This window comes from Shewanella sp. SR43-8 (assembly GCF_014163775.1).
Lineage (GTDB): Bacteria > Pseudomonadota > Gammaproteobacteria > Enterobacterales > Shewanellaceae > Shewanella > Shewanella vesiculosa.
Window position 1 is genome coordinate 1 of record NZ_JACJDX010000022.1, and the last position, 25,587, is coordinate 25,587.

Here is a 25,587-nt window from a genome sequence, read left to right on the forward strand (position 1 = left end):
GGTGGAAAAAATATAAAAAAGCACTTAAAGCAAAGATTTAAAATAACAAAAAATATTAAATTAATATCAATAACGTTAATTCGATCAATATAAAATAAACTACAAACATTACAATAAAAATAGATAAACACATTTAAACAAAATATATTATCTCACAAAAAAACAACATAGGAAGATTCATATCATGATTAAAAAAAATATTCTATTAGGACTTATAATTGCATTTTCAAGTCAATCATATGCCACAACAATAAATTCAGAAACGTTTAAAAACTTAGACTATAAGAGTGCTGTTACAACAGCACATACACTATACAAAAATAATGAAGGGATAATGATAAAAGTTTTACCCAATAGAATAGTTGCAACTTTCTCAGATGGTAAAAGTAGTTCTGTAGCAATACCAAAAGATCAATTCTTTCTTTCAATAGCTCCGTACATTAATAGCTCTCATCCATGTACTAATCATGTTTTAACAGGTTGTACCGGTGAGATAAAAAATCAAGTAATGAAAGTTGTCATGATTGATACTGATACAGGTGAAACATTAATAGACAAAAAAGTGACGACACAACGTGATGGATTTATAGACTTTTGGGTTCCAAAAAATAAAAATTTAGCATTCAATATTTATCTTAAAGCAAAAGACGGAAGCGAAAGAGTGGCGAGAGAGGTACTGTCTACTTTTAATAACGATAGAACTTGTATTACTACTATGCGACTTATTGAAAGTTAATATTTGAATGCAAAATCAAAATAAGACTGGAGTTATTCCGGTCTTTTTTTATATAAAAAAATGGAAATCCTTTTCCATAAAATATCATGCATTAACATGATCCGAGTCTTTGTGGTTTTCTTGGGAGCACCTACAAAGAAGCTCAAGATAATCCCTTATCTGGTTGATGAAACTTTTATTAGTTACGACCAGTGCACGTGGGTTATTTTCCAATGACCATCCGCTTGTTTAATTAACACAAGCGTTTCCATGGTCATTGAGTCAATACTTTTACCTTTATATTCACCTTGGGCGTGACTTATTGACGTTGAAATAGCAATGTCACCTGTAATCGTTATTTGGTGTTCTTTTGGCGTTATGGTTAACCCTTTTAAGTAGGCCATATCTGCAAGCATGTGATGATTGGCATAATCCGTAAGTGAACGTTCTACTTTTCCACCTTCATAAATTTGCACATTGGCTGCTAATGACTGCCTGACAATAGCCTCATTGCCCGTTTGTAATGCAGCATGAAATTGTTTGACAACATTACCCGCGGCGGAATCAACACCGATAAACGCTTTTTGTTCTATAGGGTGAGTTTCATCACCATGGGCGAAGCTCAATGAGCTTTGTCCTGCGGACATCAGTAATATCCCGGTGGTTATGAGTATTGCTAAAGGGCTATTATTCATTTTTATCTCTCTGTTAATTTATAGTGATTATCCAAGGCTCATAGGACCTAGCACGCTCGAAAGTACCGCTGTTGTCGCTAATATCAGTACTGCTATTAATGCTTCTAATCCAATCGATTTTTGTAGTTTTTGTTTTGCGAGTGATGGGTTCGCAATCGTTAATTTCGGTACTAAAACCAATTTATGCCATGCTGCTATAAGTAAAATGATAGCCACCAAACAGAGCTTGATGGTGACCGCAATACCATAATTGGAACTGAATAATTCTGTGGGACTATCAAACAACATCCACACCATTCCCATGCCTGAAAGCAACACTAGAATGACAATCACTATGCCTAAACGACCAAATGTATCCATGACATTTTTTATGACGATGTTGTCATCACTGTGGTCATCGGTGCTGCATAATTTCCATAATGGATAAAAAGCGCCTATCCAACTGCCAATGATCAACACGTGTATCAATATTAAGCCTTGAGCAAGCAATCCCAGTTCAGTGCTGTGGCCAATAAAAGTAAACGTGACAGCAATTAACAGACAGCTGAGAATCGCTAATATCGCAGAAAACGTTTTGATATAGCGGTTCTTATGTAACAGTAAACCACTAGCCACTAGCATTAACCCAAAGCCGATTAAGCGCCAAAGCACCGTTTGTCCTACCTGGGTTGGCCACAGAAAAGCATGCATCTGCGCATCGAATATTCCCATCAAGCCGTTTTCAGCAAAAGCCCCTACTTGAGCAAAATAATTGATACTAACGGCAATCAATCCCAACACGGCACCTAGGCCGATATATTTTGCAACGCTAATACCAAGGTTCGGTTGACCCTTAATGAGATATTGCATCAATGTGCCGCCAATAACGGCGGCAACGCTTAGATAGATAACCCATTTAGATATCAACACCGATATTTCAAATACGGTTAATATCATGTTTACTCATCCACTTATTGATGTGCAGTGTGCTCGCTAGTCTCATGCTCCATTGTCATAGGCGGTGCACTGCGAGTGTTCATGCCAGAGTCGTGAAGCATAAAGCTCATGTTGCCTTTCATCTTATGACCGTCATCACCCATGATCATCCAGTTAACCGTGTAATTAGCTGCGCTTAATGCTGGTAGAGCGAATGAAAATGCTGCTTGGCTGGTCGCACTTGAAGGTAATGTTAGCGGTACGCTTTGCTGCTTCTCATCTTGCATTGTTAATTTGACCAAACGTACCGGAGCCGTAAAGGTCAGTTCAAGCGTTGTTGGGGCTTGACTTAGCATGGCACCGTTAGCGGGCATAGAGCTGCCCAGTCCGACATGAGCAAATGCTGAAGCACTCAGGAATAGACTTGTTACGACTAAAACGTTGTTAAATAATTTCATGATATTTCCTTTTATATTGTTTTTAACGATCGAAAAACGGTTTACATAAATGATTAAATATTGGCTTAGCTAACATCTTGGCGCCAAGCTTATAACTCAGTGTACGAACGAGATCTTAGAACCACGCGCTAAAACCAATAACAAACTGGGTTTCTTGTGTATCTTCCCCTTCACTTCGGGCGTAATCGGCGGTATTACCGAGCTTCTGACGCCAATCCACACCGATATAGGGTGCGAACTCTCGAACAATCTCGTATCTCAATCGCAGCCCAGCACTCACGTCAGATAAGCCTGAGCCTATTCCAAGTTCAGCATCGTCCTTACCAAATAAATTAACTTCTACTTCAGGTGTTAATATCCACTTTTGAGTGATTAACAGTTCATATTCTGCACTCAAACGCATAGCCGTACGGCCTTGTTCACCGATGAATAAAGCCGCGTCAATATCAAAAAAATATGGCGCTAACCCTTGAACCCCAATCACAGCCCAATTACGGTTCGGAGTCGGTTTGATATCGGTTTTAATACCGAATTGTACATCCCAGTATGGTGCGATGGGCTTACTGTAAAGAGCCTGAATTTCAAGATCTTGCTTATCACTATTTGAATATTCACCTTCAGTTTTAAGCCACAACTTATTCAAATCGTAACCTAACCAGGCTTGTGCACTAAACTGGGTAGGATCTTGCGGATCCACGCCTTTTTCAAATTGATCCAGCATGACTTTTGTTAATAGAGGGTCATCATTACCGCCGGCAAACACAGCTGAGCTAGTCAATGTGGCGCTCAGACTCAACAGTCCCAAGGCCATTAAATTCGTTTTATTCATCTGTATTCCCCTTATTTCACCACGACTTTTCTGAACATGCCTGGCATGTGGAATAACAAGTGGCAATGATATGCCCATTGCCCTTTTGCATCGGCGGTGACTAAGTAACTGATCTTAGAGCCCGGCTGAACTAATACCGTGTGCTTACGGGGAATAAAATCAGCATCGCCTGTCTCTAACTCACTCCACATACCATGCAAATGCATAGGGTGAGTCATCATCGTGTCGTTCACCAAGGTGATCCGCAGTCTTTCTCCGTATTCAAACTCTAATGGCGCGGCGTCCATAAATTTCACCCCATTCACAGACCACATATATCGGTTCATATTGCCGGTTAAATGCAGTTGAATTTCGCGGCTAGGTTGGCGTGTGTCATAGGTAGGATGTAAGCCTTTAATATCACCATAGGTTAATACTTTGCGATTGAATTGCTGTTGATGGTCACGCAGCCCAATCCCGGGATCGTGTAAACCACTTTTTGGCGCATCGGCACGCATATCCACTTGTGGGCCGAACTCGGTGTCAATGTGCTTAATTTCATTGTTACTGCCAAAGCCTGCAAGCCCTAGTCCTGAGACTGTCGCTTTCGTAGCGTCCATGGTCATCTTGCTGTGATCCATGCCAGGCATATCACCGCCGTCCATGGCCATTTTGCTGTGATCCATGCCAGGCATATCACCGCCACCCATAGCCATCTTGCTGTGATCCATGCCAGGCATATCACCGCCGTCCATAGCCATCTTGCTGTGGTCCATGCCAGGCATATCACCGCCACTCATAGCCATTTTGCCATGATCCATGCTTGACATATCACCGCCGCCCATAGCCATCTTGCTATGATCCATGCCTGACATATCACCGCCACCCATGTCCATTTTGCTATGATCCATACCGCTCATATCCATGTCACTCATATCCATGCCCATATCACTGTGGCCAAGGACAGGCCTTGGATCCATTGGGGGAATAGGAGCATGTAAACTGGCATCTGAGGTAAGGTTACCTACCGTAAAGCCGGTGCGGTCGATACTCTGAGCAAAAATACAGTAGGCATTATCAACCTCTGGCTCAATAACCACATCATAGGTTTCAGCAACACCTATTCGAAATTCATCCACAGATACAGGTTGAATGTTCTGACCATCACTGGCAACAACACTCATTTTGAGACCCGGTATACGCACATCAAATATGGTCATAGCAGAACTATTTATAAAGCGTAAACGCACCTTCTCACCTTGTTCAAACAATCCTTGCCAGCCCTGTTGCGGAGGATTGCCATTCATTAAATAGGTGTAAGTTGAACCCGTAACATCAGATATGTCTCTGTCACTCATGCGCGCGTTATTCCACATCGAACGAGCGTTCCACGTATTGGCTAAGCCATTTTTATTCACGTCAGAGAAAAAATCCATTACCGTACGCTCACGGTAATTATAGTAGTCAGCTTGTTTCTTTAATTTGGCATAAATGTTTTCAGGGGCTTCGTCAGACCAATCAGACAGCATGATCACATAGTCACGGTCATATATGACCGGATCGGGAGTCGCAGGATCAATCACAATAGCACCGAATAAACCGGTTTGTTCTTGATAGCCTGAATGACTGTGATACCAATATGTGCCACTTTGCTGGACGGTAAATTGATACTCAAATGTTTCACCGGGTTTAATACCATCAAAGCTAAAGCCAGGCACACCGTCCATTTCGGTGGGTAAAATAATACCGTGCCAGTGAATAGAACTATCATGGTCGAGATTATTTTTTACTCTTAAGGTAACTGTTTCACCTTCTTTCCAACGTAATAACGGCGCGGGCAGTAATTGGTTGACCACAGTCGCTCGAGCAGATTTCCCGGTAAAATTAACCATTTTATAGTCAATTGATAAGTCGAACACTTTGCCAGAAAGCTGGCTCAACGATTGGCTTAACGCATTGGCAAAGGCATTTTTAGGGAAAGGGATCGACATCAATGCCAACATGGCGGATGCACCAAACACAAACCGGCGTCGGCTGTTGTTGAGTTCACTGTTTGTCGTTTGAATCATGGGTTTTATCATGTATTGAGATTTCATTGCACAGACTCCTCAAGCGAGTTCACTTGGGCGTAAACCTGGCTACTGCCATCATTATTCAACAGTAAGACTTGGTATGGCATAAATTTATCTTGGTACTCCATACCAGGGCTGCCCACAGGCATAGCGGGTACGGTTAGGCCGATAGCATCTTTAGGGGGGGTGGCTAAAAAACGACTAATGAATTTTGCAGGGATATGCCCTTCAAACACATAACCTTGAGATGACACTGCGGTATGGCAAGATTGCATTGAAGCAGGAATACCCTTTGACTGTTTAAACTCATAAAGGTTGTTAATATTGTGGGCATCAACATTAAATCCACGCTCACTAATATGAGTAAGCCATTTCTCACAACAGCCACAATTGGCATCTTTATAAACAGTGAGTAATGGCGCCGTAGTGCCGGGATCCGCTGCATGGGCAGGTAACATCCCTCCCATAATTTGCAGAATAAAAATAGTACCTATGACACGAAAAAAACGAATAGAATTGCGATATAGAGCAGACATAATATTGCCTCCAAATCAAATTTCGTCACATTAAACAACGCGGTTTAATGTCAGTTTATTAACCGAAAAAGTTAAAAAATTGAAACTACATGATTGGCTAGGACAGTTAGCAAAAAAAAGGCGTAACTGTGCCTATGTTAGGCAAATATTGGAGGACGGTATAAAGATGAAAAATACTGAGGCATTAGTGCTGAGGTAAACATTGTTGCAGAATTAACTAAGCTGACTTCTGATTTAAGCGTTGGCATTGCCATCGTTAAAGCGACGGATAAACATGAGCCGACAGGACAATGGCACGCTTGGGCGCAGCAACTATCATCCGCACCATCGTTCATATCCATGTTCATATTCATTTGCATGCTAGCGTCATGACATGCTTTGCCATTTTCAGCAGGCATATTTGAAGTCGTCATTGAACTCATTGGCATAGTACCAGGCATAATCACAGACGCAAAAGTTTGACCGACAAACGTCAGTAAAACAAACATCATGATTAAATGGACTCTACGCAAAATATATCTCCAATGATTACAAATTAATGATAATAAGAAAAGCTTAGTTTAGCAATGAATATTTTATTAAACATATTACATTAGATAGTTATTAGATCGTCATTCAAATAACTATAATTAAAATTAATTAAATATAAAAATATAACGATGCAGATAGTTTTATCTGCATCGTTTTTTTAATCAACTCAACACTATCGTTCCTCATGTCTCAATTGAGTACGACGCCATAAAAAGAACACAACAGGAACAATTAATAGTGTCAGTATTATTGCACTGACCATTCCGCCTACCATTGGCGCAGCAATTCGACTCATCACCTCGGAACCTGTTCCAGTACCATAAAGGATAGGTAATAATCCAGCTATGATTGCTGCTGCGGTCATCATTACAGGACGTACGCGCATACCTGCACCTTGAATAACAGATTGAGTCAACTTTAGTTCATCAAATTTTTCTAGCTGCTGTGAACTATGATCAATCGCTTCTCTATAGGCTTGGTTTAAATAGACAAGCATAATGACGCCAATTTCGACAGCGACACCCGCCAATGCTATAAAACCTACCCCTACAGCAACTGAAAAATTGAAACCTTGTATATACATTAACCAGATACTACCCACCATGGCAAAAGGCAATGTACCCACAATAATTCCTACTTCAACAACATTGCGGAAATTCATGAACAATAAAATAATGATAATAAATAAAGTAAATGGTACTACGTAAGTAAGCTTCGCTTTAGCTCTTTCCATATACTCATATTGACCAGCCCAGGTAATAGAGTAACCGGCAGGTAATACCAATTTATCATTCACAACTTTTTGGGCTATTTCAACATAACTACCGATATCGACATCTTCAATATCGATATAAGCCCAACCATTAAGGCGAGCATTTTCACTTTTAATGCCTGGTGGTCCATTTTCGATAACGATATCCGCTACATCCCCTAAAGAAATCCTCAAACCTTGCGGAGTGACGATAGGCAATAAAGCTAATGCTTCAGGAGAATTTCGATAATCCTGAGGATAGCGTAAATTAATTGGATATCGTTCTAAGCCTTCAACTGTTTGTGAAATATTCATACCACCGATCGCTGTAGCCACAACTTGTTGAACATCCGCTATATTTAAACCATACCGGGCTGCATTTTCCCTTTGGATATCAACTTTGATATATCGACCACCTGCAACCCTCTCAGCATAAACTGACGCAGTCCCTTCAACATTTTTTAGGATTTCCTCTAATTGTTTACCTATTTGCTCAATTTCATTGAGACTAGGGCCAGCAATTTTAATGCCTACAGGCGTTTTGATCCCTGTCGCTAACATGTCAATTCGGGTTTTAATTGGCATTACCCATGCGTTCGTCACACCGGGTAACTTTACTAATGAGTCTAATTCTTGTTTTAAACTCTCAGTCGTCAGGCCTTCTCTCCACTCACTTTTGGGCTTAAGCTGAATAAACGTTTCCACCATTGTTAGAGGTGCAGGATCCGTTGCAGAGTCTGCTCGGCCAACCTTGCCAAATACGGTTTTAACCTCGGGTACTGTGTAAATTAACTTATCCATTTGTTGCACTAATTGGCGAGCTTTACCAATAGAAATACCAGGGTAAGTGGTCGGCATATACATTAGATCGCCTTCATCTAATGGAGGCATAAACTCACTACCAATTTTATTTAGCGGCCACACACCAATTGCCAACACAAATAACGCAAATAGGAGGGTTATCTTCGGGAAAGCCAGTACTTTTTTCAACACTGGCATATATACAGCAGTTAACAATCGATTAACGGGGTTTTTGTGTTCAGGAAGCACTTTTCCCCGAATAAAGTATCCCATTAGCACTGGTACTAAGGTAATAGCTAACGCTGCCGATGCAGCCATTGCGTAAGTTTTAGTAAATGCAAGTGGTGAAAACATCCTTCCCTCCTGTGCTTCGAGGGTAAATACCGGTAAAAAACTAACAGTAATAATCAGTAGACTAAAAAATAATGCAGGGCCAACTTCGCTGGCAGATCGCGCAACGATCTGCCAACGGTTTTCAGGCGTCAATGGCGTTCGTTCCATATGTTTATGCATATTTTCAATCATGACGATGGCACCATCGACCATGGCACCAATTGCAATAGCAATACCACCTAAAGACATGATATTGGCATTTAAACCCTGCAAGTGCATGATAGTAAAAGCGCTTAGAATCCCTACAGGCAAACTAACGATCGCCACAAGCGAAGATCTTACATGCGCCAAAAAGACCATACAGACTAAAGCAACGACTAAAAATTCCTCTAACAGTTTAAACCCTAAGTTTGATACGGCTCTCTCAATCAAACCACTGCGATCGTAAACGGTCACCACTTCCACGCCCTCAGGAAGGCCTTTCTTCAATGTCTCTAATTTAGCTTTAACGCCATCAATAGTCTTTTGTGCATTTTCACCAAATCGCATCACAATAATGCCGCCAACCGTCTCACCTTCACCATTGAGATCGACTACACCTCGGCGCATTTGCGGTCCAGTCCCTATATCCGCAACATCTTTTAACAGTAATGGGGTGCCATTATTGTTAACGCCTAAAGGGATATTGCCTATATCTTCCTTATTCTCAAGATACCCTGTTGTGCGAACCATATATTCTGCTTCAGCGATTTCGACAACTGAGGCACCAATCTCTTGATTACCGCGGTTAATCGCCATTTGAATAGCCGTTAAAGGTATTCCAAAGGCACGCAATTTATCAGGGTCTACCTTAATCTGATACTGTTTGACCATCCCACCTAGAGCACTCACTTCAGACACGCCTGGGACAGTTTGTAATTCATACTTTAAAAACCAGTCCTGTAGACTGCGTAACTCACTAATATCGTGCTTACCTGTTCTATCGACGAGTGCATATAAATATACCCAGCCCACTCCTGTTGCATCAGGGCCTAATTGAGGTTTTGCATTATCCGGTAACGTTGAAACGACTTGACTGAGGTACTCCAACACACGACTACGAGCCCAATATAAATCGGTTTCTTCATCGAAGATGACATAGACATATGAATCACCAAAAAATGAGAAGCCCCTGACCGTTACTGCTCCTGGCACAGACAGCATAGCCGTCGTCAATGGATAAGTGACTTGATCTTCAACCACTTGAGGGGCTTGACCTGGATAACTTGTTTTAATGATTACCTGAACGTCAGATAAATCAGGCAAAGCATCAATAGGGGTATTTTTAAGAGAAAATAAACCCGCGCCGACGAGAATGGCACTGGCAAGCAAGACAAAAAATCTGTTCGCAACAGACCAACGTATAATTGATTCAATCATGACTATTCTCCCAACTCCATTCCTGAATGATCAGCTTGATGTGTTGTGTTAGAAACATCATCCGTGGTTTTGGGATTGTGTATATTTACCACTTTGACCGCGCCATCTGATGTTTTTTCTAATTCAATATGAAGCACAGCACCAACGGTAAATACAGAGAAATCCACACTGTCATCAACAGTAAAGTCCATGGTCATTTGTGGCCATTCCCATTCACTGACAGCTTGATGGTCCACATTAATCATTCGATGTGCAGCCATTAAACTATTTACTTTTGCTTCTACCCAAGCGGTTTCTGATGTGATGGCTTGAATATTTTCTTGCTCATCTTCTGGTGCTGTCATACGTTTAAGATCAGAGGTTTTATTTGATTCAGAATCCAATAAAAATTGTGCAGACGAGACTACAATATCTCCCTCGTACAGCCCTGATTCTATTTGAATGCTGTCACCATCTAATCGCCCTAACGTTACCGCTACAGATTTATATTTACCTTCACCGAGGGCAAGTACAACTCGATCAGAGTTTCCTGTTCTAATAACTGCCTCCCTTGGTAACAGTAATACGTCCTCTTCACTTCGTGTTTTTATCGACACTTGTGCAAACATATTTGGCTTTAATGCCGCATTGGTATTATCGAAACGCAATCTCACTTTTAGCGTTCTTGTTTTACTGTCTAATGTCGGATAGACGTAATCTACTTTGCCCTGCCAAAATTGACCAGGCAGGTAATCTAATTTCATTTCAACAGCTTGGCCAACTTTAACCATATTAGCTTGGCGTTCAAAAACCTCGGCTTCGACCCATACTTGTGATAATGAAGCAATTGAAAACATTGTCATACCCGGTTTAACAAACGATCCTTCCCGTATATTCAAATTATCAATAACACCACTTTGAGGGGCATAAAATGTAATATTTTGTTTGACCGTTCTATTCTTACGTAGCGCTTTAATCTCCGCGTTTGGTATTAATAGCGCTTTCAATCGTTCTTCAGATGCAGTAATCAAACGCTGATCTTTTCGATTTAAAGCTAATAACATTTCCTCTTGTGCATTAACTAAAGCTGGAGAGTAAATTGAATATATTGGTTGCCCTTTAACGACCGGATCACCAGAAGCTTTGACATAAAGTTCTTCAATCCATCCTTCAACTCTTGGATTAATATGAATAAGGTGGTCTTGATCATACTGGACATAACCCACTGTTTTAATATTATTTTGTAGTGTTCCTAAAGTGACTTGAGTTGTGCGAACACCCAGTTTATTAATCACAGCGGGTGAAATTGAAATTGCACCCGGTCCAAAATCTGTCGAGCCAGCTGCATCTTCGTACACTGGTATCATGTCCATACCCATGGGTGATTTCCCGGGTTTATCGCTACGAAAATTAGGATTCATAGGTGCGACCCAATATGATGGCTTAGCTTTTGCTTTGTCCTCTGAAACTACTTGATTCTGTGGTGTATATAGGATTGATGCACTAATACCAGTAAGAATACCGATAACTAATATGCTGATCATTTTCAAATTGCTGTTCATTTTACTTCTCCATCAACATAAGATTTATGTGAGATGCTAACTGGGCCCACTTTAGGGGTAAAAAAATAGTTCAATTGAACTTTAACTTTCTGTAAATCAACGTTAATGGCCAAAGCATCTAATTGAGTATTTAATTGAGCAATGAGGGAACGTACGACTTCAGCGAAATCACCCTTATCATTTGTGTAAGCCGTTAGCGACGCATCTGCTTGATCTTGCATTTGAGGTAATAAAAAATCGTTATAGAGTGTCTGACGTTGTTCCAATTTAAGAAGTTGCGCTTTCGCAGTACCGTATGACGCCATCATGTTTCGAAGCAGTAACCACTTTTCCGTTTTAATTGATTCCGATTGATAAATAGCGGCTTGAACTTGCTTGTCTTGTTTTGACGAAGTAAATATTGGTAAATCAAAACTCACACCAATTGATAGCAAATCATCGCGAGAATTACCCATAGGATCATTGCCTCGATAACTGTATCCAGCATTTACACCCCATTCTGGCTTATACAATTGCTTTTTTAACTCGACACCTTTTCGGCTTGACTCAATTCTTTGCTCCAATGCTGAAATGAGTGGATGAACAGAGAACGCTTCATACAGAGACTGTTGGTAATGTTGGCTTTTTTCCTCATCGAAATAAAGATTAGGATTCGTTAGTTTAATTTGAGGAAGTATATTAGGGACGGTAAACGTCGAAAATAACAGCTCATAATCTTGTTCATGACCTATTCGATATTCATCAACAAATGCCTTACCAACCCATTCAGATAATTTCTGTTTAAACATATCTTCTTGCTGGGCCAAAACGGTCAGCTTATCTTCAAGACGGGTCACCTCTAACTGAGCACGAATAATATCCTGCTGATTAGATTTAACTAAAGCAGATGAATACCCAGCTTTAACAACATCTGATAGTTGTTCAAATAAGTTCCGATTGCGCTCAATCAGTGCAATGCTCTCTTGCGCTTTATATACATCAAACCAAATTTGAGCTGTGGTGACACTTAACTTTGCTCGTCTATCTTGTCTTAAGAAAGGATATTGTTCAGCCGTTAACTCAAGTTGTTGTTGGCGTAAACTTAAGCTATCCCCACGGGGAAACATTTGAGTGACACCAATTTTCATTTGAGTCATTGCTTCTTGTCCAAAATCAAAAGTGTTTATGGACAAATTAGCTAAACCAACACTGATTTTTGGATCTGGTAAAGTTCCTGCCGCGATACTCTCAGATTTAATAGCATCTTGTTGAAATTGATTACTGACTAACCAGGGATCGTTTGATTGAGAGAGATAAACTGCTTCTTCCAGTGATAATGTCTGTACTGGTTCTGCCGCATATACCGCAGCGCTAATACCAATAAAGGACATCACTACTATTAGAATATATTGAGTGTAAATTTCACCCAATTTCTTGTAAATTAAAGACATAAAGCCTCCAAATTAATCACCAATGCTCGAATTGAATTCGAACAAAGGTAATATCTTGTTAATTTATTTTAAAAAAGATAAATGAACAGGAAGACGATCAAAAATTGATCAAGCCTTTCCTATCTAACAAGAAAATATTGGAGGACGATATAAAGAAGAGTTATATTGCGGAGTCGTATTTTGAGTCAAACCAGATATAAAACTACTCAAACTTGAGATGGTTACTGATTGGACAATTTTCATTTCAAGGGCAATTGAAAAACAAGTACCTATCGGACAATCACATTGATTATCACAACAATCAGGAATGTCAGCGGTAGATGTTTTAACGGCATCAGCATCTGATGTTAATTGGTGATGGCAAGCGTTAGTCGCAGCGGTATTCACTGGATTTGATTTACTTAACATTGAATTCATATCAGAGGGGCATGGCAAAATCACAGACGCAAAAGCTTGACTGACAAATGTCATCAAGATAAGCATCACTGTGATAATTCGCATACGACTCAAGATAAAACTCCAATATAATTAGTGCTATTAATGTTAACTCAACTTGACTAAATCATCCTAGTTAACTGTAGTGTTTTTTTACTTTAAACTACTGATACTTGACATAGATCACACTTCGAATGCTCTTACTAAAAGATAGTCAGTATCGATAAAAATTAACATCTAATTGTCTTAACTTATCTTGGATCCTGGTGGGGGTTTGTGGCAACTATGTGGTTGATGATTTGCATTATCTTTGATGTTTTGATCCACAAATTGGTAGTAACTTTCCTTCACATGAGTCCACCAATCGTTATGAATATTAGCACCATGCTTTCTGATAACCGCTTCAATACCTTCTAAATTGATATGGCTGGCATCATAGGTTAGATAAATAGATCCCGATTTGTCATTATAAATCACTTCTTCTATGCCAAACAGTTTGTCTATCTCAGTCTTTAATGCTTCTAAATTTTGATTATCTACTCCAGTTAATCTTAGGTTTCTGACAACTAAAGTGGCTTCTTTAACGCCCGGTCTATGTTCAAAATCACTCATAATGTCTCTCTTAATCATTAACTCATCATTTTTCTGATGATTTAGGTAAAAAGTAATTAACAAAAAATGGCCAATTTTCTAACCTAGACCGTAAACAGCTTAGGTTAGAATTAAGATATTGATTACAAAGTTCAAAAAGGCTCATTTTAATACTGCTATTATCTTCATCATTGATACCAACATATTGAAAAATACGCATGGATATCTAGTGTTTACTCAACAATCAATACACCTTTATACATTTGCATCTGACAATGAAATGGATACTCCCCCTTTTCCAGAGCCGGTAATGATATCGTCGTGGGCTTATCCAGCGCTAAATCCTGGCTAATCTCCAAGTCGGGTAGCAGGACTGTGGCTGAACATCCGGATTTATCTTGGCGTAAAAAAGTTATCTCTGTTGGTGTATTAGCCGAAATTTTAATTCGTGCAGGCGTATACACACCGTCTTTAACCAGTATCAATGTACTAGCGTCAACACTAGAATCTTTTGTCGGTTTATATAGCCAAAACCACCAAATGATAAAACCGATTAATGCGATACACAGTAAATTAATTAACATATTGAAGCTCCTAGTGTTCTTTGGCTTTAAACAAACGTAAACGGTTAGCGTTACTCACTACGGTAAGTGATGAAAAGGCCATCGCAGCCCCGGCAATCACTGGATTTAGCAAAATACCAAAAACAGGGAAAAGCACACCTGCTGCTAAGGGAATACCCGCGACGTTGTAAATAAACGCGCCAAACAAGTTTTGTTTAATGTTGCGCAGCGTTGCTTTACTAATGGCTATCGCATCGGCTAAGCCATGAAGTGATCCGCGCATTAAGGTAATATCAGCGCTTTCTATCGCCACATCAGTGCCTGTTCCAATAGCAAAGCCAACATCGGCTAACGCTAATGCGGGGGCGTCATTAATCCCATCGCCGGTCATACCAACCACTTCATTTTGTTGCTGAAGTTCAGCCACTTTATTGGCTTTATCTTCTGGCATGACTTCTGCGAAAAAATCATCAATACCGACTTTTTTAGCCACTGCGGCGGCGGTCGCTTTATTGTCCCCGGTTAACATTATCACTTTGATGCCACTGCGTTTCAGTCTCGCAATCGCTTCGATTGAATCAGGCTTTATCGGATCTGATACCGCAATAATGGCCAGTAATTGCCCTGCAAGCGCTAAATACATTGGTGTTTTAGCATTTTCAGCTAACACTTGGGCCTTAGCTTCATTGAATCCAATATCAATATTTTTGTCTTGCATTAATTTTAGATTACCAAATAATAATATCTGGCCATCCACTTCAGCTTCTACACCTTTACCTGAAATGGCATTGAAGTGCTCAGTGTTAATGGCTTCAATACCTCTATCATTCGCACTTTCAACAATCGCTTGCGCGAGTGGATGTTCGGAGTGACTTTCAATTCCAGCAGACAAGGCAAGTACCTGCTCTTCACTGTCTGCATTAACCAAAATAATATCGGTAACTTGCGGTTTACCTTCGGTAATGGTGCCGGTTTTATCTAATACCATGGCGGTTATTTTAGACGCGGTTTGCAATGCTTCACCGTTCCGAATAAGCACTCCCGATTCAGCCGCCTTACCAACGCCGACCATCACTGACATTGGCGTTGCGAGTCCTAACGCACAAGGACAAGCAATAATTAATACTGTTGTTGCAGACACGATGGCAAATACACTCGACGGCTCGGGGCCAAAGTTAAACCACACCATGGCACTGACTATAGCGATGATCATAATGGCGGGCACAAAGTAAGCGGCTATAACATCAGCTAAACGTCCAATCGGCGGCTTAGAGTTTTGCGCCCGTTTGACCATACTAATAATGCGCGCCAGTGCAGTATCTTTACCTACACGAGTTGCTTTAAATATGATTGAGCCTGATTTATTCAAGGTGCCAGTGACCACATCGTCACCGATCACTTTTTCAACAGGCATTGGCTCACCAGTCAACATTGATTCATCAATGGTGCTGTTACCTTCAATAACCACCCCATCAACTGGGATTTTTTCGCCAGGGCGAACTTTAACGTGATCATTAAGTAATACATGAGCAATATCGATGTCGAGGTCTTTTCCATCACGGATTACCCGAGCAGTTTTAGCTTGCAAACCAATAAGACGCTTAATCGCTTCAGAGGTTTTACCGCGCGCTTTAACTTCGAGTGCTAAACCAAGATTAATTAAACCAATAATCATTGCGGTCGCTTCAAAGTAAACATGCCTTGCCATCTCGGGAAATAATTGTGGAAATGCAACTATCAACATAGAGTAAACCCAAGCAGTACCGGTACCTAAGGCAATGAGGGTATCCATATTGGCGTTATGGTTTAAAAATGATTTCCATGCACCGATATAAAAATGCCTACCTGATATCAGCATAATCGCAAGAGTCACCACACCAACCAGTCCCCACACCACTTGTTCGAATAGGGTTGATACCGTCATTTCGCCAATAAACAGTCCATAAATCATCAACGGAATACCGACGGACAAAGCGATAATGGTATGGCGTAATAAACTTTTATAATGTTGTAAATCAGCCTGTTCTTTCTCGTTCATGGCATCTTCTGCCGACTCCGCCTGTATTTGAGTAGCATTATAACCAGCGCTTTCAACCGCTTTTATAATCAACTCGGCAGATGCTTTACCGTTAACCAGTACCGTTCTGTCCGCAAAATTCATCTCGGCCGAATCAACGCCTTCTACGCTGTTAATCGCTTTTTCAATTTTGCCAACACAACTCGCGCAGCCTGCGCCGAGGATATTGAGTTGCATAAGTGAGTTTTTTGTTTGATTCATTACTTAACCTCCGTTGACGCTAATATAATGTGGTCAAGCTGAGTAACTGTTGTTGTCTGAATATCAGCTTGATGTGTACTGTCAATCAAATGGCAAACCATATTTCCTGTAGGCAAGTTATCTGGCATAGTTGACCATTGTTCAACGGCCTGAAAAAGTCTTGCTCTTAATTTCATTGTTTTATTAAATTGTTCTTCAGTTTCATCTAACTTTTGTTTTACTAATTCACGTACAAGGTGGCATGCACTTTCACCATGGTCAGTGTTAGAAAAAATCAACTTAATTTCTTCAACCGAAAAATCAAGCTGACGAGAACTTATGATAAATTGCATACGGCTCAAATCTTTCTCGCCATAATATTTATATCCATTATCAGGTGACTTACAGGGAGAGAGTAGACCTATACGAGTATAAAATCTAACAGTGTCACTGGTTACATTGAGTTTTTTAGCTAATTGATTAACCTTCATAAAACCTCTGAAAACACTAAATTTATTTTCAGACACCAATTTGCGGTTCGATGACTCGTCCACTTTTTAGTAGTCTATTTATAAATTGAGGGTGCAGATTAATAGCACCCTCACAGTGGTGCTAATGACTCATCATTTTTCTATGTTGCTTCATGATAATAGCCATCAATTCTTCGTGATTTACTAAGGTGACAGTTTCATTACTCATACTTGCACTATTAAGAGTTATGACTGGAGATGAAATGAAGCTTTTTGCATTTTTCGCAGATAAAATATCCTTTGTACTAACCTGAATATCTTCATCATTTGTTAAATTTAAACTCCAATATAATGAGTCTGACTTAACAAAGTTAGTATCATCTGCTCCCGCAGTGAATACTTCAAAAAAACGTAATTCGACTAAATGCTGTCCTTGTTTGATATCAATTGTGCTCGACCGTTCAGTTGGCTGCCCATCAATGGATGTAAATACTAAATAGTCCGGCAATGAAATAGTGGCGGCCATAGACATAGAACTAACAGCAGATAAAAGTGTAATTGCGATAAATTTTTTCATGAGAAACTCCAGATGCTTTATGATGCTCATAAGTAAACGAGCAACGAAAATCTTTATAAATTAATATAGGTGGTTAATTAAAATAAAGAATTAAGCAATTGGAGGGGGATTTTGACTTCCAAGCGAAGCCGGAGTTGATATCCATAAAGTCGAGTTAACTTTAGAACTTGTGAATAGATCATTAACTAAATTTGAATCTGATAACAAAACAAATGCATTAGCGACTGCATGGCAATGGCTAATACAGTGGCTTGAATCTTCGGGACAACAGTTATCGGTATCATCACAATCATTGTCCATCATAACTGAATGTGACATAGAGCTAGTTTGCATACTTGATTCGGACATTTCGCTAGACATAGCATTATTTGGCATTAATAACTGTGTTATTAATGTCAATATAACTGCTAAATTTAACAAAATCTTAGTCATGCAATTGTATCCAGTTGAATTATGTGATTAACCTTAGCAAATTTTAGAATCTAATTCCATGACATAAGTCACAATCCTAGGTCTATTAAAAGAGTCAACTTACTATCTATTTCCAGTAGTAAATTATGCGTTCTCTGAATGATTTAATTTCATAACATGGTTAACCCCCCCTAACCCCATGTCTTTGAATACTGTATTTTGTCTAAAACCGCACATACCCCAAAATACGAAAAGCATTCTGAAAAACTCACAGTCAAGATTTTTTGAACAATAGAACACGTTGTATGCAACAACCAATAATAAGTTTAAGTATCTGATTAGCAAATACTTAAATTGGAAACTTTTACTATTAATATGACATTTTGAACTTTTAAAACATAGACAATTTGTAGTTGAATGAAAATATTACGTTTTCCATTAATTAACAGTACTAGCTTAATTCTATACATTGTTCTAAGTCACATTTATATTCAAGAAATTACCAGAGCTACCCCTTAATAGGTATCATTAGATAAATTTCATATACTCAGGGCGGCTTTATGACGATTTGTAGAACAATGTTTTTATCCTCTATTTTTTTACTTAGCGCATGTGGGAGTGATTCAGATAGTGCTGTGACGGTAGCAGAACAAGTATTACCTCAGGGACAATTCTCTTTAGCTATTTCTGATTCACCTATGGATGGAGTTTCCCATGTTGGTATGGTCATGGGAGAACTGGTCATGACTGATGCTGAGGGGGTAATCCATAGACATGATTTACAGGATATGGCATTTAACCTGCTCGATTTTCAGGGATTGGATAGCCATCTTGTAGTCGATAATATCGACTTACCTCTGGGTCAGTACCATGATGCCTATGTCACCATCCAACAGGGCGATGGCAATGACGGCTGCTATGTTGAAGATGGCCAGGGTCGACATGGTTTGTATGTTGACAATGGGCAGCTTCCTGTTTCAGATTTTGAAATAGTAGCTGACCAGCATATTTCCATCACGATGGAAATTGACTTATATCGTGGCCTATCATATCAACAAGGAGAATACCATTTAGATCATCAAGCTATGTGGTCCGTCGATAATCGGTATATGGGCCACTTGTTGGGTGAAGTAGATCCTCAATGGATCGCCGATTGCGAGACAACTTACTCCGACCGGACTCCGATTGGGGGACAATTTAGTCACATGGCCTATCTGTATCCTGAAGAGATAACTAATATTGATCAAATGACAGATATGAGAACCAATCCTCCTGAGGCGGTAACTCTACCGACTGCGGTAAGTCCTATGATGCAGGATATTGACGGCAACTGGCACTTTGCCATGGGTTATTTGCCAGCTGGAAACTATCGGGTCGGCTACAGCTGCTTAGGTCATTTAGATGACCCTGTCACCGATGATATGACTAGTGGTCAATTTGTCATGTTCAAAGATTCTGGTTCAATTACTATAGAAACAGGAACACAGGGAGGCCAGCAGACAGTGCATGAGTGCGGTAACGGCAATGGTGGTCATCACGGACACCATGGCGGCTAGCCAAATGAGTCAGGCTCCCATTCACTTGGGAGCCTCCACGACCAAAAAGATAGTAAGCCATGTTAATGATGATTATCATTAAATCGAAATATGAGCAGATGCCCTGATCCATTATGGTTAATTGGCAGCCCTGCATATAAAGTGACAAAAACCAAAAGAGGTCAATCATCAGCCACAACTAAAGAGTCTTTATGATTTTGTTACTTTTCTTGTTGGAAAATAGCTCTTAGTCTTCTCTTATATAGCTTACTTTCCGGACCCATACTGACTTCTTCAATAGCGTCAATAAAACCTAGTATTAAATTCATAGTCAGTTGAAGGAAGTATGTGCCATCACATTCATTATCAAAATCTAAACGTAATAGAGAGTAAATAATTTATGTGTCTAGGCTCATTTCAGGACAACTGTGAGTTACATTGGGAAGTGTTCATTTTCATATGATTCAACTAATGAAATCCATTTTTCAAGCTCAGAACCTTCAGCAGTATTAGGTATTGCATCAAACAATCCTTCAATTTTCTTTAAAGCTGCACGATACTCATCATCAGAACTCAGAGGCATCTCTTCGCAATAAGTAATAATCTCATTTCCGCCAGAAGGAGAATCAAGCCATGCAGCTAAATCATCAGCTATTGGTGCCGTTGCGTCACATTTTGAGAGCAATATATTGAGTTTAGTATTCTTCATTATCAATTCTTATCTTTCAATCATCACCGTTACAGTAGCCACTCTATAGTATGACTAAAATTGGGTCTAATCTATCCTGACACACTTTGGGGCATAAATAATCCCCCCCCTAGGCTCATTTCTGGACAAAAATACGTTAGTGCTTAGACTCTAAAATACATGGCTCGCATTATAATAAATATGGGGTCGTTCGACTTCTTTAAAAGTGGGGAAGGCTTGATTGGTATCACCAACAGATGGATGCGAGTATTTCAAAAAAATAATTTAACTAAATACCCTATTTGCGGAAAAGATAAAGATTGAGACTTAAGAATACCCAAGAGAGAATTTCCTGATGTGTAATGATACAAACTGGCCATACTTTTACCTATTCGATTTGAATAACGCTCATTACCGTTATCATGAGCGATTAATCAAAACATGTTTTTTGTATAATACTGTTTTATAACAGTATTATTAATCTTCGGAACTAAACTAACTAATTTCTAAGTAGTTTTTAGTAAAGTTACCATGTTAGAAACACAAAATATTTGCTCTTTCGTCTGTTCAAGTACTACAGGATTGAAAACACCTCTTCACATCAGCTAAAAGTATGCAATCAGGGTTAACGATATAAAACAGTTTTCAAATGATCATCTGTTAAATCAAACTCAGGATCTTTACCAGTCAACGCTTTCGTCAGCGGAACAATTTTTGTTCTGACACCCATCCCCCGAAAATCGACATAGCTATAATCCCGAAGCACTTCCATTACAATTGTGTTTCTAGGTGAACGCTGTCCAGCTTTCATTTTTTCCACCGTCATGGAGTTTGGCAACGCCCCAGGACTAATAAATTCAAGACGATCAGAATAACTGGCAACCTCAATTTCAACAAAACGCGTCCAATCACGATGTGCAAGGGCGTTTATCAATGCTTCTCGAACTGCCTCAAGGGGATAGAACCACGTAGTCTCTCGCCTCAATCCTTCATCTATCCGATCTGCTTCTTGAGAAATAAAAGGTCTCATTGCATCCATAAACCGCTCAATGATGCCGCCATCGACTAATTGTTTTTCACCATGTTTCATATCCCACCGTCCAACCATTGGACCGTCAATAATGTCATCCAATACAGCTTGGTATTCTTTCTCCTCCCCATTAAATACCATTACCCGTAAACCAGCTTGCTTAAGATGACGTCTTGGGCTTTTCCCAAATAACACCAACCCCGCGATCGTACAACACACGTTCCCTGCCGCTTCGGTTAAAAAGCTTAACCCCAGTAGTCTTGTCTGCCATTCCTCTGGGGTTTTAGGCACATCAGGATCACGCAGTATGTCTTCTATGTAGTTAGTTAAACGTGCTTCATCCAGATGACTTATATCTGTGCGGGGCACAGGCATTACTTCAGTATGCAACATGCCGCCCAATTCAAACAAACGCATCTGCTGCTCTCTTGTAGCCAATCTAGACGTCGAGCCTACTCGTATATAAACTTCTTCTCTATTTCGATCACGAACAACATAGGGTTTGGAAATCCCCATTGGGAAGCTGACAACTGCAACCGATTTTCCATCATCCAGCCTCACCTCTTCGTAGAAAGGTAAAATCATAGGGTGAATCTTGCTTTGAAAAACATCCATGACCCATTCTTCTAGCCTTGCTCGCTGAATACCGCTTATTGTCCCGTCATCCTCTACACCTAACAGTACTCGCCCTCCCTGGAAGTTGGCCATTGCTACGACTTCTTTTGCCAACTGCTCTGTACGAATATCATCACGCTTAAACTCTACACCGGAGTTTTCACCATTCGCAACAATCTCTAATAATTCTGTTTTTAACATCTCTTTCTCCCAAAGTTCAAAAATGCTTAATTAAAGCCGTATTTTTCCCGACGTTGATTAAACGCACTTTTACCACCTTCTAAGATGTCCGCAGCTAATTTTTGCACTTCCGGCATATCAATCGCACCTTGTTGTTCTGGCTTAATTAGTCCTTTACTGTCTTCAACACTGAGTACTCCAATCCACTCTGCATCACCAAATACCGGAATATTGGCGTTGTGGGTTGCGAACAAGAATTGGCGGCTCAACTTAGCCCTGCGTAACTCAGCAACAATACGATCTGCAATAAAGGCGTTATCAAGATTATCTTCTGGCTGATCGAGGATAAGCGGGTCTTGGTTATCTAATAAGAGCAAGTGCAGAACAGCCGTACATTGCTGACCTGTCGATAAATCTTCGATGGAGCGGAATACAGCATTTTGTCCCCCATGAGTCACATTAAGTTCGATAGCCATCGTATCAGGAATGACCAGCTCTTCTAGTATGAGGAGTGTGTGCTCTGGCAAACGGCATAACGCTTTTACTACCGTATCAGAAATATCAAAACTGACGGTTAAATCTGCTGCGCCCTGCCGTATGGTAGCCACTAGGTTAGCTGGTGAAAACCCACCATCTATTACCCAAGCTAGTCGCTTAACCCCGACACCCTCTAAGTTGCAGCTACTTAGAGCATCCACAAAAACCTGACGATCGCCTTCAGAATTCAAACTCAATCGGACCTTATCCTCTAACTTGCGAGTAAGGCTCTTCACTGACTTTTGCATCGCGCTGGCACGGGCACTGGTTTGCTGATCCAGCTCCAGTAATATTTTTTTTCGCTGGCTGTAAAGCTCGTTGAGTTGTGCAAGCCTGCTTTGTAATGCAGTTTTCTTTGGCCTAATCTGCTCTATTTTCTTAAGCAAAGTTTGGTATTCAGCACCAATTTGCCGACCTGTTTTACCTTGGCTTGCTGGTATGTTTTTAAAGGCATTTTCCAGCTGTTGTTCTTCCGAATTTATTTTATCAAATAACTGCTGCTGGAAAGGTAACAGTTGTGTTGATGTTTTGCCGACGAGTTGTTCGAGCTGCATTAAGGTCTGGGTTAGCGAGGTTAGCAAACTTTCCAATATTTCACGTTGTTGCTTTAAAAGATCTGCATGCGGTAATCCATCTAGGCTGGCATCACTTAAAAAAACAGTATCTGGTAAACTGTCCTTAAGCGTATCAATAGCTTCCTTAACTCTTTCAATTTCTTCATTAGTGCGCCCGTTAAGCTGTTTTTCTTTCTCCAACTTTGGTATGACTTCTAGTTTTTCATGGATACCTAATGCTTGAAACTGTTTAGCTTGTTCCTGTAATTTAGGTAGGCGCTCTACTTCTTCTTCTATATCGGCCTTCTGACTAAGCGCACGCTCAATTGACTCCCGATTATCCTTAAGTCTTGCCAACACCTTAGCTATGGCCGCATCAAACTGCTCGTGCTCACCTTCTAAAAAACGTTTAATTAGCTGGTTTCGGCTTTGCTCATCACGAGTCATCTCATAGATTTCGTTCTGACCATACAGCTCGATACCTGGCAGTAAATCCTTTGGTTGATAGGACGAGACACTTCCATTTTCGTCAACCACAATAGGTTGATTGCCATGCTTTCGGCTAATGGTAAAATGTCTGCCATGCATAGCGGCAGAGCGCACCTTCACTTCAACCATGCCTTTTTCATTGCCTAGATTGTTTTTTAAGATAGCGTCATGCTGTGCTTTTGCCGCTTTTCCAAACGGCTGCAAGTCAAATGCAAAACGAATGCATTCAAGCAGCGTAGATTTTCCCGTACCGCGGCCACCAATTACGGCATTTAGATGTTCAGAAAATTCGATATCGACACCATCAAGATAGCCCCCAATAAATCGTACCCGCTCAATTGCAGAGGCATAGTTTTGCGGCTTGTCGGAATTTAGCCTAACTCGCGAACCTGAATCTAAAAATGCTTGTTTGAATGAGGCAAAGCAGGGCTTAGTCATTTTGATTAAGCACGAAGCACTATCATTTTTAATATCTTCTGGTTTTGTAATATCAGCAGCGTTGATAGCGGCCATTATTCGTTCACGATGATATGCCTCATCTCGATTTTTAAACGCCCTATAATAGAGTACATCTTGGGCATCTCTTAAATCTTCAACGCTACCCGGAATCTGTGCCGCTAATAATCCATTCTGTTGCCAGACATGATTCATTCTGCGCTTTAGCACTCCATCGTCATTAGTACTATGAGCGGCAAATATAAAACCATCCTTGTCATTCACATAATTAATGATATCGAGTGCAGACTTCGATACCGGGGCTTCAGGGTGGTGAATATCGACCCCTAAAGCACCCAAATGCATTTTTATCAAATCGCCAGGTGTCGATTCCTCGAACAGGCAAACAAAGTGAATTTTTTCACTGGAAGCAACTTCGAAACCCGGAAATACCACAATGTTTTGCTGATTAAATAAATCTCTGATCTTCTCGAAGCCGTTAATTGAACCATGATCGGCCACACCAATCACTTCAACACCAGCCTCCAAAGCGGCATTTAACAATTGTTGGTTGTAGTCATCTTCAGTAAGAGTCTGTTGTTGACCACGATATTTAATATAACCATAGGGGTTGACCTGCAAAGCGCATTTAAAAAAGCGTGCTTTGGTGTATTTGTTATTCTGATTAGTCATTCTCAAGCACCCTTTTTAGATTCAACCAAAAGTATTGTCCTAGTCAAAATTTGTCTTCAATGTTCTGTTAGAGCAGATCTGTATTGAGTCCTGCGGCTTTCAAGCGCAGGGTCAGGTTTCGCATTTTGCTGAACTCAGTTCCAAAGCTATGACGAAGCCCTACTCCCTCGCAGAAATCTTTCGCGGTAATGTTCTTCAGCTCATCGGCATATTTGATCATTTGTAGATGCAGCTCAGCGGTGTACTGATTGCGAGGGGCATCAGCTAAAACCAGCTTGATTCGTTCGTATATCTTATTTTCGTCCATTGTAATCTTTATGACCAATGCATTTATATAATTTAGCTAATTTATATAGTATTTACGAACTCTACAAGATTAATTTGCGTAAAGAGATTGGTAAATTACCCAGCTCAACCTAAATAGCGCTTTATTTACTCGCAGTTGATCAGTTGCCTTGAATTGTTGCTGATGTATCAGAATAAAACCTTAGTAACCCATTAACACCATTAACATTATTAACA

General features: G+C 40.1%; 22 protein-coding genes. 2 read left to right on the plus strand and 20 right to left on the minus strand.

The features are described 5' to 3' along the window. Positions 1–184: 184 nt before the first annotated feature. The gene (locus tag H5114_RS19665; protein WP_182723855.1) at positions 185–736 is read left to right on the plus strand and encodes a CueP family metal-binding protein; all 552 of its coding nucleotides are present in this window, start codon (positions 185–187) and stop codon (positions 734–736) included. Positions 737–918: 182 nt separating this feature from the next. On the opposite strand, the gene H5114_RS19670 is transcribed toward H5114_RS19665, so the two are convergent. From H5114_RS19670 to H5114_RS19745, 16 genes are all read right to left on the minus strand, one after another. Then, complete coding sequence (locus tag H5114_RS19670; RefSeq protein ID WP_124018413.1) at positions 919–1,362, minus strand: nuclear transport factor 2 family protein; 444 nt, start codon at positions 1,360–1,362, stop codon at positions 919–921. Positions 1,363–1,437: 75 nt separating this feature from the next. Further along, positions 1,438–2,346, minus strand: coding sequence for a copper resistance D family protein (locus H5114_RS19675; protein WP_182723856.1), 909 nt, complete (start codon positions 2,344–2,346; stop codon positions 1,438–1,440). Positions 2,347–2,360: 14 nt separating this feature from the next. Beyond that, positions 2,361–2,783: a copper resistance CopC family protein gene (locus H5114_RS19680; protein ID WP_124018400.1), complete on the minus strand. Its 423-nt coding sequence runs from the start codon at positions 2,781–2,783 to the stop codon at positions 2,361–2,363. 115 nt (positions 2,784–2,898) lie between these two features. Then, complete coding sequence (locus H5114_RS19685) at positions 2,899–3,612, minus strand: copper resistance protein B (protein WP_102036661.1); 714 nt, start codon at positions 3,610–3,612, stop codon at positions 2,899–2,901. 11 nt (positions 3,613–3,623) lie between these two features. Then, complete coding sequence (locus H5114_RS19690) at positions 3,624–5,687, minus strand: copper resistance system multicopper oxidase (RefSeq protein WP_182723857.1); 2,064 nt, start codon at positions 5,685–5,687, stop codon at positions 3,624–3,626. Beyond that, positions 5,684–6,199: a DUF411 domain-containing protein gene (locus tag H5114_RS19695; protein WP_182723858.1), complete on the minus strand. Its 516-nt coding sequence runs from the start codon at positions 6,197–6,199 to the stop codon at positions 5,684–5,686. Before H5114_RS19695 ends, H5114_RS19690 begins: the two co-directional genes overlap by 4 nt. Positions 6,200–6,336: 137 nt before the next feature. Then, complete coding sequence (locus H5114_RS19700) at positions 6,337–6,711, minus strand: hypothetical protein (RefSeq protein WP_220492622.1); 375 nt, start codon at positions 6,709–6,711, stop codon at positions 6,337–6,339. A 191-nt stretch (positions 6,712–6,902) separates the two neighbouring features. Beyond that, on the minus strand, positions 6,903–10,034 hold the full coding sequence (locus tag H5114_RS19705) for an efflux RND transporter permease subunit (RefSeq protein ID WP_123884666.1): 3,132 nt from the start codon (positions 10,032–10,034) through the stop codon (positions 6,903–6,905). A gap of 2 nt (positions 10,035–10,036) precedes the next feature. After that, complete coding sequence (locus tag H5114_RS19710) at positions 10,037–11,575, minus strand: efflux RND transporter periplasmic adaptor subunit (RefSeq protein ID WP_102036990.1); 1,539 nt, start codon at positions 11,573–11,575, stop codon at positions 10,037–10,039. Continuing rightward, complete coding sequence (locus H5114_RS19715; RefSeq protein ID WP_123884664.1) at positions 11,572–13,005, minus strand: TolC family protein; 1,434 nt, start codon at positions 13,003–13,005, stop codon at positions 11,572–11,574. The genes H5114_RS19710 and H5114_RS19715 overlap by 4 nt, the downstream gene beginning before the upstream one ends. Before the next feature lie 123 nt (positions 13,006–13,128). Beyond that, on the minus strand, positions 13,129–13,515 hold the full coding sequence (locus H5114_RS19720) for a hypothetical protein (protein ID WP_182723859.1): 387 nt from the start codon (positions 13,513–13,515) through the stop codon (positions 13,129–13,131). Between the two features lie 171 nt (positions 13,516–13,686). Further along, a complete protein-coding gene (locus H5114_RS19725) occupies positions 13,687–14,052 on the minus strand; it encodes a cation transporter (protein ID WP_123884662.1) in 366 nt (121 codons plus the stop codon). A 212-nt stretch (positions 14,053–14,264) separates the two neighbouring features. Then, positions 14,265–14,615, minus strand: coding sequence for a cupredoxin domain-containing protein (locus tag H5114_RS19730; RefSeq protein ID WP_037425971.1), 351 nt, complete (start codon positions 14,613–14,615; stop codon positions 14,265–14,267). Positions 14,616–14,625: 10 nt separating this feature from the next. Further along, positions 14,626–16,872: a heavy metal translocating P-type ATPase gene (locus tag H5114_RS19735; RefSeq protein ID WP_182723860.1), complete on the minus strand. Its 2,247-nt coding sequence runs from the start codon at positions 16,870–16,872 to the stop codon at positions 14,626–14,628. Further along, positions 16,872–17,342: a MerR family transcriptional regulator gene (locus tag H5114_RS19740; RefSeq protein WP_182723861.1), complete on the minus strand. Its 471-nt coding sequence runs from the start codon at positions 17,340–17,342 to the stop codon at positions 16,872–16,874. Before H5114_RS19740 ends, H5114_RS19735 begins: the two co-directional genes overlap by 1 nt. 121 nt (positions 17,343–17,463) lie before the next feature. Beyond that, entirely contained in the window at positions 17,464–17,898 is a 435-nt protein-coding gene (locus tag H5114_RS19745) for a DUF2057 family protein (protein WP_102035780.1), read from the minus strand. Between the two features lie 971 nt (positions 17,899–18,869). Here H5114_RS19745 and H5114_RS19750 point away from each other — a divergent pair. Beyond that, positions 18,870–19,865: a DUF4382 domain-containing protein gene (locus tag H5114_RS19750; protein WP_102036182.1), complete on the plus strand. Its 996-nt coding sequence runs from the start codon at positions 18,870–18,872 to the stop codon at positions 19,863–19,865. 412 nt (positions 19,866–20,277) lie between these two features. Here H5114_RS19750 and H5114_RS19755 read toward each other — a convergent pair whose 3' ends face one another. The 4 genes from H5114_RS19755 to H5114_RS19770 all read right to left on the minus strand — a co-directional run bounded on the left by H5114_RS19755 (position 20,278) and on the right by H5114_RS19770 (position 25,372). After that, positions 20,278–20,553 carry a transcriptional regulator gene (locus H5114_RS19755; RefSeq protein ID WP_102036181.1) on the minus strand — a complete coding sequence of 92 codons (276 nt, stop codon included), beginning with the start codon at positions 20,551–20,553 and terminating at the stop codon, positions 20,278–20,280. 604 nt (positions 20,554–21,157) lie between these two features. Then, positions 21,158–22,378: an RNA-binding domain-containing protein gene (locus H5114_RS19760; RefSeq protein ID WP_182723862.1), complete on the minus strand. Its 1,221-nt coding sequence runs from the start codon at positions 22,376–22,378 to the stop codon at positions 21,158–21,160. Positions 22,379–22,404: 26 nt separating this feature from the next. Then, the gene (locus H5114_RS19765; protein WP_182723863.1) at positions 22,405–25,065 is read right to left on the minus strand and encodes a TrlF family AAA-like ATPase; all 2,661 of its coding nucleotides are present in this window, start codon (positions 25,063–25,065) and stop codon (positions 22,405–22,407) included. A 67-nt stretch (positions 25,066–25,132) separates the two neighbouring features. Then, on the minus strand, positions 25,133–25,372 hold the full coding sequence (locus H5114_RS19770; RefSeq protein ID WP_182723864.1) for a transcription factor: 240 nt from the start codon (positions 25,370–25,372) through the stop codon (positions 25,133–25,135). Positions 25,373–25,587: the final 215 nt, after the last annotated feature.